Annotated in this window: 6 protein-coding genes; 3 read left to right on the forward strand and 3 right to left on the reverse strand. The window is 70.1% G+C overall.

All coding sequences use genetic code 11. The features are described from left to right. The 3 genes from ACTMTI_RS56025 to ACTMTI_RS56035 all read right to left on the reverse strand — a co-directional run. Positions 1-2,791 (reverse strand): type I polyketide synthase (locus tag ACTMTI_RS56025; RefSeq protein WP_441129259.1); only part of this gene is annotated, 2,791 nt, incomplete at its 3' end. A 78-nt stretch (positions 2,792-2,869) separates the two neighbouring features. Continuing rightward, positions 2,870-4,147 carry an activator-dependent family glycosyltransferase gene (locus ACTMTI_RS56030; RefSeq protein ID WP_441129260.1) on the reverse strand — a complete coding sequence of 426 codons (1,278 nt, stop codon included), beginning with the start codon at positions 4,145-4,147 and terminating at the stop codon, positions 2,870-2,872. A 170-nt stretch (positions 4,148-4,317) separates the two neighbouring features. Further along, positions 4,318-5,373, reverse strand: a complete 1,056-nt coding sequence (locus ACTMTI_RS56035; RefSeq protein WP_441129261.1) for a helix-turn-helix domain-containing protein — start codon at positions 5,371-5,373, stop codon at positions 4,318-4,320. A 307-nt stretch (positions 5,374-5,680) separates the two neighbouring features. Here ACTMTI_RS56035 and ACTMTI_RS56040 point away from each other — a divergent pair, with 307 nt between their 5' ends. The 3 genes from ACTMTI_RS56040 to ACTMTI_RS56050 all read left to right on the forward strand — a co-directional run. After that, positions 5,681-6,589: a proline iminopeptidase-family hydrolase gene (locus tag ACTMTI_RS56040; RefSeq protein WP_441129262.1), complete on the forward strand. Its 909-nt coding sequence runs from the start codon at positions 5,681-5,683 to the stop codon at positions 6,587-6,589. A 70-nt stretch (positions 6,590-6,659) separates the two neighbouring features. After that, the gene (locus ACTMTI_RS56045) at positions 6,660-7,898 is read left to right on the forward strand and encodes a type III PLP-dependent enzyme (protein WP_441129263.1); all 1,239 of its coding nucleotides are present in this window, start codon (positions 6,660-6,662) and stop codon (positions 7,896-7,898) included. Positions 7,899-7,992: 94 nt separating this feature from the next. Then, positions 7,993-9,182: beta-ketoacyl synthase N-terminal-like domain-containing protein (locus ACTMTI_RS56050; RefSeq protein ID WP_441129264.1), on the forward strand; the 1,190-nt coding region annotated here is incomplete at its 3' end.

Genomic DNA, 9,182 nt, shown 5'->3' on the forward strand with positions numbered 1-9,182 from the left:
CCGACACCCCTGCCGCAGCAGACTCCAGCCAGTAACGCCGACGCTGAAACGCATACGTCGGCAACTCCACACCCACACCCACAACACGGGCGCCGGTGTCGGTGCCGGTGAGGAGGCGTTCCCAGTCCACGGCGACACCCGTGGTGAACGCCTCACCCACCGAACGCAGGAACCGATCCGGGCCGCCCTCACCCCGCCGCAACGACCCCACCGCCACCCCCGGCGAGCCGGCCGCGTCCAGAATGTCCTGCACCGCCATCGTCAACACCGGATGCGGGCTGACCTCGAGGAAGAAATCGTGACCATCGCGAAGCGCGACTCGTACGGCTTCCTCGAAGCGCACGCGCTGGCGCAGGTTGGTGTACCAGTAGTCGGCTCCCAGCTGCGCGGTGTCCAGCGGCGCCGCCGCGACCGTGGAGTAGAAGGGCACGTCGGCGGAGCGGGGCTCGAGGCCGGCCAGCTCGGCGATGACGGTCTCGCGGAGCCCTTCCACCTGGGCGGAGTGCGAGGCGTAGTCCACCGCGATCTTTTTCGCCTGTACGCCATCACCGGTGAGCGCCGCGAAGAACTCGTCCAGGTCGGCGGCACCGCCGGACACGACGACGGAGGACGGGCCGTTCACGGCGCCGATCGAGAGCCGGTCGCTCCACGGTTCGAGCCGCCGTACCAGCTCCTCGTACGGGAGCAGCACGGCCATCATGCCGCCCGTCCCGGCGAGTTCCCTGCGGATGGCCTTGCCGCGCTGGGCGATCACGCGAGCCGCGTCCCGCAGCGACAGCGCCCCGGCCACGCATGCCGCGGCCACCTCGCCCTGTGAGTGCCCGACGACCGCAGCCGGGCGCACCCCTACCGACTCCCACAATGCCGCCAGGGATACCATGACCGCCCACGTGGCGGGCTGGACGACGTCCACTCGGTCGAGGGTCGGAGCTCCGGACTCACCACGCAGGACCTCGAGCAGGTCCCAGTCGACGAACTCGCTCAGTGCCTGCCCGCATTCGGCCAGCCGGGCGGCGAACACCGGCGACGCCTGCGCCAGCTCCACCCCCATGCCCGCCCACTGCGACCCCTGGCCCGGGAACACCAGCACCGCGTCCCGCTGACCCGACGCCGTACCGGAGACCACCTCAGCGTCGGACTCGCCGCCCGCCAACGCGCGCAGGCCGCTCAGCAGCTCCTCCCGGTCGGCGCCCACGACCACGGCACGGTCCTCGAAGGTCGTGCGGGCACGCACCAGCGACAGCCCGACATCCTCCGCGGGCACCTCCGGCCGGGCATCGACATACTCGGCCAGCCGGGACGCCTGAGCCCGCAACGCCTCCTCACCACGCCCCGACACGACCCACGGCACCGCGCCGGACACCATCGGCGCGTTCCTGGGCGCGTCCTCCTGCGGCTGCGGGTCGGGAGCCTGCTCCAGGATCACGTGCGCGTTCGTCCCGCTCACCCCGAACGACGACACACCGGCCCGCCGGGGCCGCCCGTCCGGCTGCGGCCACTCCCGCGCCTGCTCCAGCAGCCGAACCTGACCCTGCTCCCAGTCGACGTGGGTGGAGGGGGCGGACACGTACAGGCTCTCGGGCAGGAGGCCCTCACGGGCGGCCATGACCATCTTGATCACGCCCGCCACGCCCGCGGCGGCCTGCGTGTGCCCGATGTTCGACTTGACCGATCCCAGCCACAGCGGCTGTGCCGCGTCCCGATCCCGGCCATACGTGGCCAGCAGAGCCTGGGCCTCGATGGGGTCGCCGAGTGTGGTTCCGGTGCCGTGGGCCTCGACGACGTCCACCTCGGCGGCCGACACCCCGGCGTTGGTCAGCGCCTGGCGGATCACCCGCTCCTGCGAAGGACCGTTGGGCGCCGTCAGGCCGTTGCTGGCGCCGTCCTGGTTGACGGCCGTGCCCCGGATGACCGCCAGGACCTGGTGGCCGTTGGCCCGCGCGTCGGAGAGGCGCTCCAGCAGCAGCATGCCGACGCCCTCGGAGAACACGGTGCCGTCGGCGTCGTCGGAGAAGGCCTTGCACTTGCCGTCGCGGGCCAGCCCCTGCTGCCGGCTGAAGTCCACCATCAGCTCGGGCGTCGGCATCACGGTCACGCCGCCCGCGAGCGCGAGCGTGCTCTCCCCGCTGCGCAGCGACTGGCAGGCCAGGTGGATGGCCACGAGCGAGGAGGAGCAGGCGGTGTCCACCGTGACCGCGGGGCCCTCCAGGCCCAGGGTGTAGGCAACCCGGCCGGAGATGACGGAACTGGTGTTGCCGGTCTGCACGTACCCCTCGACGCCCTCGGGGAACGGCCCGAGCCCCGAGACGTAGCCGGTCTGCGTACCGCCGACGAAGACGCCGGTGGGGGTGCCGCGCAGCGTGCCGGGGGCGATCGCGGCGCGTTCCAGCGCCTCCCAGGCGACCTCCAGCACCTGCCGCTGCTGCGGGTCCATCACCACGGCCTCGCGCGGGCTGATCCCGAAGAAGCCGGCGTCGAAGTCGCCCGCGCCTTCCAGGAAACCGCCGTCGCGCGCGTACGTCGTACCGCTGATGTTGTGGTCGGGGTCGTAGAGCGTCTCAAGGTCCCAGCCCCGGTCGTCGGGGAAGGAGGAGATCCCCGAGCGGGCCTCGACCAGCATGTTCCACAGGTCCTCCGGCGAGTTCACCCCGCCGGGGTAGCGGCAGCTCATCGCCACGATCGCGATCGGCTCACGATCCTTCGCCTCGACCTCGCGCAGACGCCGGCGGGTGCGCTGAAGGTCGGTGGTAGCACGCTTGAGGTAGTCCCGGAACTTGTCATCAGTGGCCATGGGATTCTCAACCAGCCTTGAGGTAGTGAGGTGGAACGCGGCGAGGCGAACGGGACGGACGGAACCGGCGCGAGCCGGTTAGCCGGCCGCCCTCCGGTGGCGGAGCACGAGTTCTTCCAGGTCCTTGACCAGGTCATGCGGAGTCGGGGTCTCCCGTATCTCCTGACTGGTCTTCTTTGCGCGCTCGGTGAAGGTGGAATCGTTCAGGATCCGCTGCAGTTCGGTGCGGAGGGTTTGTGCGGAGAACCGGTCCGACGGGAGGTGCACGCCCACGCCATGCGCTTCGATGGCGTCCGCGACCTGGTCCTCGTCGTGCAGCGCGTGCGGGATGATGAGCTGTGGGACCCCGTTGAGCAGCGCCGTCAGGGTGCTGCCCGTCCCCGCGTGGTGGACGATCGCCGAGCAGCTCTTGAGCAGCGGGTCCAGCGGCACGAACCCGGGGATCTTGACGTTGCCGGGAATCGTGACCCCGTCGGGGACGGAGGCGGGGCCGAGCAGGGCCATGACCTCGATATCCAGGTCGGCGACCGCCTCGAACAGCTCGGGGTAGCCCAGCTTCGCGCGGCCGTCCCACACTTCCTGGTAGGAGTTGCCCAGGGTGACGCAGACCCGCGGCCGCTCCGGGTCCGCCCGCAGCCAGTCGGGGATGGTCCCGGGGCCGTTGTACGCCACGTAGCGCACGGGCAGGTAGTCGTACTGCGCCGGTAGGCGCAGCCAGGAGGGAATCGAGTCGATGGTCGTCTGGCCGAGGACGAGGTCGTCGTCGTACGCGCAGCCGTACTTCTCCAGCTTGGCGGTCAGCCAGTCGCGTAGCGGATCCTCGCCGGCGGCTTCCGGGCGTTCGGCCCGCAGGCGCAGGAAGAGCTCGCGTAACCGGCCCCAGTGGTCGCGGCCGATGGTCGTCCGGGCGTGCGCGGCGCCGCAGGCGGCCGCCGCCACGGGCCCGGTGTACGTCATGCTGTCCCAGATGATCAGGTCAGGGCGCCACGAGCGGCAGAAGGCGACCATGCCGTCGTAGACCGACTCGTCGGTGTTGACGTCCATCGCCAGCGGGGAGGCGAAGGCCGCGAGGCAGTCGCGTACGTACTCGTAGGTGAGGACCTCGGGCCGGATCTCCGTGATGGAGTACCCGGAGCCGTAGATGGTCTCCTCGGGTGCCAGCTCCGCGAGGCGCTCGGCGTATCTCGCCTCGTCGCCGACGGGGACGCCGATCAGTCCCGTCTGCTGCACCAGGGGCATGATGTCGGGTTGAGCCGCGATCACGACGTCGTGGCCTGCGGCCTTGAGCGCCCAGCCGAGCGGCACCATGAGGTTGAGATGAGCGCTGGCCGCGAGCTGGGTGAAAACGACGCGCATTCAGCCATCCTTCCGGCAGGTACGAGGGTCGATCAGGATGTCGGCCGGCGGCGGCGCGCGTTGCGCCCTGCGCTCACAGGTGGGTGTCGTGAGCAGGTCCGCCAGAGCCCCATCGACTCTCACGAGACAGTAATCACCCACGTGAAAGGCACCGACCCCTAGATCACCCCTCAGGCCCCCCTGCGGATTTCCCCCGCACTGGGGTGCTCGCCGAGCCGTCTCAGGGTGAGTGCGAGGGTGAGGCGGGCCCGGCCCTCCGCCGGCTGCACCGGGAAGCCGAGCTCGCTCTCGGCTCGGGCCAGCCGTGCGGCGACGGAGGTGCGGTGGATGTAGAGCCGGGACGCGGTCTGGCGGATGGAGTCGCTCGCCGCGAACACGTCCAGCGTCGCCAGGACGGAGTCTCCGTTGGCTCCTTCCGCCAGGCGGTCCAGTGCGGCGACGTCCGGGGATCCGTGGATGGCCTCGTACGGCAGGTGCTCGGCGAGGAGGGCGAAGCCGCCCAGCCGGTCCCAGTGCACGACCCTGCCCCACAGCTCCCCCGGGCCGGCGAAGCGCAGCGCCGTACGTGCCATGTGCCAGGCCTGCGCGGCGCTCGCGGACGGGACGCGCGGGCTCACCCCGACCGTCGAATTCGTGCTCGCGAGAGCGTCGGGCCAGGGCGGGCCGGAGACGATGACCCCGTGCAGCTCCCCGAGGCGGGCCGCCTTGCCGCCGAGCCCGGAGGCGTCACCGTCGACGGCGAACACCTGCATGAACCGATCCGGCCTCAGCCCGAGGAGCTTCAGCGCCCGGGAACGTCCGGCCTCGTCGGCGGCCGAGCTGAGGACGAGTTCGACGAGCGCGGGGTCCCCGAACGCCGGGCCGGGCTCCCTCTTGCCCAGGGCGGCGGCGCAGGCGATGGCGAACCGTTCGACGAGCATGGCGTCGATCGGGTACGCGGGGCCGCGCCGTTCGATCCACACCTCGCCGCCGTTCACGAGCTCGTGCTTCCTAACGCCCGGATCGGCGCGCCCGTCGAGCGTGCCGCCGTCGGCGCTCACGCGCCGATACACCTGCAGACGGGGAACGCTCACCCCTACGGGGCATTCGGCGAGCCGCGAGGTCTCCAGCAGGAGCCGATCCAGATCGGTCCCGTTCTGCAGGAGCACGTCGAAGAAGCTGATCACCCTGAGCTCGTCACCCGCGTGGGCGTCGAGTTCGGAAAGGCGCAACAGCAGGTGCTTCATCAAGTTGACCTCGACTCTGAATTTGCGTTCACCCGGCCTCGGAAAAGCGGCGCCGCGACCGGCGGAAAACGGGCCTGTCGCCGTTCGAAGAGAATGTTCGCAACGGAACGGTATACAGATACCGGGGCGTCGCGGCGGGTCCGGGGAGCGGAATCCCGGCCCATAGGGGATACGCACGGGTCGGATAGGGGTCCGCCCTCGATCGGCATTCACCTAGCGTCGGCATGGCCGCTCACCTGCGCATTGAGCGGTCTTTCGATGAATGGCCCAGGGCGTGGGGCGCCGTCTCCGCGCCGAGCGTGATGAGGTGGTTGACTTGGCCCGAGCCCCCAGCGCCAGGGGAACCCTGCCGTTCGGCGACCACGTGACCTGGTACCGGGTGACCGGCGCCCCGGGGAAGGGGAAACCGGCGGTCGTGGCCCTGCACGGAGGGCCCGGCGGCACCCACGACTATTTGCTGCCGTTGGCTGATCTCGCCGACGCCGGATGGCCGGTCGTCCATTATGACCAGCTCGGGAACGGCGGTTCCACGCACCTCGACGACGCGGATCCGGGGTTCTGGACGCCGGAGTTGTTCGACGACGAGCTGGGCAATTTGCTGAACCGGCTGGGCATCGCCGGCGACTACGTTCTCTTCGGGCATTCCTGGGGCGGTCTGCTGGCCGCCAAACACGCGTCCGGGCGGCCGTCCGGGCTGCGCGGCCTGGTCATCGCGAACTCGCCGGCCTCGTACCCGGAATGGCGGAAAGAACTGAAGATCCTGCGCGACCTGCTGCCGAGCGGGGTGAACGAGACGCTGCTCGCCCACGAGGCGGCCGGGACGACGGACACCCGCGAGTACTTCGACGCGATGATGGTCTTCTACAACCGGCACGTGCTCCTCACCCGGCCGTGGCCGCGCGAATTCAAGGCCACGTTCATGGACACGCTCAGCAATCCGACCGTCTACCACGCCATGAACGGGCCGTGCGAGTTCCACGTGATCGGCAGCCTGAAGGACTGGGGCGTCATGGACCTCCTGCCTGCCATCGACGTGCCCACGCTGGTGATCTCGGGCCGTCACGACGAGGTGACCCAGGAGTCGGTCCGGCCCTTTCTCGAGCTCATTCCCGGGGCCCGTGGAAAGGTCTTCGAGGAGTCCAGCCACTCACCGCATCTGGAGGAGCCGGAGCTCTTCCGGCAGGTCATGCTCGAATTCCTCACGAGCCTGGCCTGACTTTCAGCACGGCAGCGCTTTCGTGAATTCGGCCGCCGCTCTTCATGTCCTTGCCCGAAGGAGAGAAATCTTGAACGACGCCACCGACATCGTGAAGAGCGACGCCGAGCTCGCTGCTCGCTACGGATCGCCCCTGTACGTCTACGACCTCGAACGTGCCGTCGCGGCGCATCAGGAGCTGCGCGCCTCGCTGCCCGAGGGAACGGTCGTCTATTTCTCGTTCAAAGCCAATCCCCACCCGGAGATCGCCGAGGCGCTGCGTGAGAGCGGCGGCTCCTCGTGCAAAGCCGAGATCAGCTCCACAGGCGAACTCGCGGCGGCTCTGCTGGCGGGCTTCAGCCCGCTCGACATCCTCTACACCGGGCCCGGCAAGACGACCGAGGAGGTGGAGGCCGCTCTCGAGGCCGGCGTCCGCCGATTCTCCGTCGAATCGGTCAACGACCTGCGCCGGATCGGGCAGGCCGCGTGGGAACAGGACACGGTCGCCGACTGCCTCCTGCGGGTGAACAGCACCGCCTCGGGGGCCACCACCAGCATCCGCATGACGGGGGCGCCCTCCCAGTTCGGCTTCGACAGCGAGACGCTTCCCGAGCTCATGCCGGAGCTCCGGTCGGTCCGCGGCACCCGCCTGTCGGGGATGCACCTGTTCTCGCTGAGCAACGCCAAGGACGAGGAATCCCTGATCGCCGAGTTCAAGCACACGATAATCGCGGCGGCCGAGGTCCGCGACTCGACGGGCCTGGAGCCGGAGCTGCTGGACATCGGCGGCGGCTTCGCCTCCCCCTACCTCGCCCCCGGCGAACGCCCCGTCTACGGCGGCCTCCGCGCGGCGCTGGAAGAGGTCCTCGACTCGCACTTCCCGGGCTGGCGCAACGGCAGCCCGCAGGTCGCCTGCGAATCCGGGCGGTACCTCGTCGGCGACTGCGGCCGGCTCGTGTGCACCGTCACCAACGTCAAGGAGAGCCGCGGCGGCAGGTTCGTCATCCTGGACGCCGGGATCAACACGCTGGGCGGCATGTCCGGGCTCGGGCGGCTGCTGCCGGTCTCCATCGGGCTCGACTCCTCCGAGCCGGTGGAGCGGGCCAACCTCGTCGGCCCTCTCTGCACCCCGGGCGACATCCTCGGCCGGAACGTCTCCGTACCCGATCTCCGCCCTGGGGACGTGGTGACCATCCCGAACGCGGGGGCCTACGGCATGACGGCGAGCCTGCTCATGTTCCTGGGCCGCCCGGCGCCCACGGAGATCATCATGCGCGGCGACGAAGTCGTCTCCTCATCCCGCATCCTTTTCGCCCGCGTCTACGCCTAGAACCACCGGCCTGCCCTGCAGGCACCCATCGTCGGCTGTCCCGGATCAAACGCCGCGGACAGCATCATTTCGGTTCATATGGAGAGTCGAACAGATGAGCCAGTCCGGAAACAGCAAATTCGAAGCCAGCGGCACCCCGACGACGAGCGCCGGACAAGCGACGGCCTTCACACTTCGGCTGGCGGACCTCTCCATGGCGGAACGCCTGGCGTCCCTGATCGACCTGGTGAGCCGGACCACGCTCGACGTGATGAGCACCGTGCTGCCCGGGCTGCTGGAGACGGTCTCCGCTGAGCGGACCTTCAAGGACATGGGGCTCGACTCTCTCGCGGCCGTCGAACTGCACGACCGGCTCGTCGCCGAGCTCGGCACCGAACTGCCGATCGGCATCGCCTTCGACTACCCGACGCCGACCGCGCTCGCCGACTACCTGCTCACCGAGGCGCTCGGGCTCGGGGAACGGGAGACCGCCGAGATCTCGGCCGCCGTCGGCTCCGACGAGCCGATCGCGATCGTGGGCATGGCCTGCCGCTACCCCGGCGGCGTGGCCACGCCCGAGGAACTGTGGGACCTGATCACCGAAGGCCGGGAGACGGTGACCGGGTTCCCCACCGACCGGGGATGGGACCTCGACCGGCTCTTCGACGACGACCCCGACGCCGGCAACACCACCTATGCGCGGGTGGGCCACTTCCTGCACGACGCCGCGGAGTTCGACGCGGCGTTCTTCGGGATCAGCCCGCGTGAGGCCGTGGCGATGGACCCGCAGCAGCGGCTGATCCTGGAGACCTGCTGGGAGGCCATCGAACGGGCCGGCATCAACCCCCAGACCCTGCACCAGAGCCAGACCGGCGTCTTCATCGGCGCCGAACCGCAGGACTACGGCCCCCGGCTGCACCAGGCGCCCGCCGACGTCGAGGGCTACCTCGTCACCGGCGCCGCGCCGAGCGTCGTCGCCGGTCGGGTGGCATACACGCTTGGCCTGGAGGGGCCCGCGGTCACGGTGGACACCGCCTGCTCGGCGTCGCTCGTGGCCATCCACCTGGCCTGTCAGTCGCTGCGTACCGGGGAGAGCCCGCTGGTGCTGGCGGGTGGGGTGACCGTGATGTCCGCGCCGGGAACGTACACCGCCTTCAGCCGCCAGCGCGTCATCGCCGCCGACGGCCGGTGCAAGGCCTTCAGCGCCGACGCCGATGGCACCGGCTTCTCCGAGGGTGTGGGCGTGCTGGTGTTGGAGCGGTTGTCGGATGCGGTGGCTGCTGGTCATCGGGTGTTGGGGGTGAT

Source organism: Nonomuraea sp. H19, from assembly GCF_052068215.1.
Classification (GTDB): Bacteria; Actinomycetota; Actinomycetes; order Streptosporangiales; family Streptosporangiaceae; genus Nonomuraea.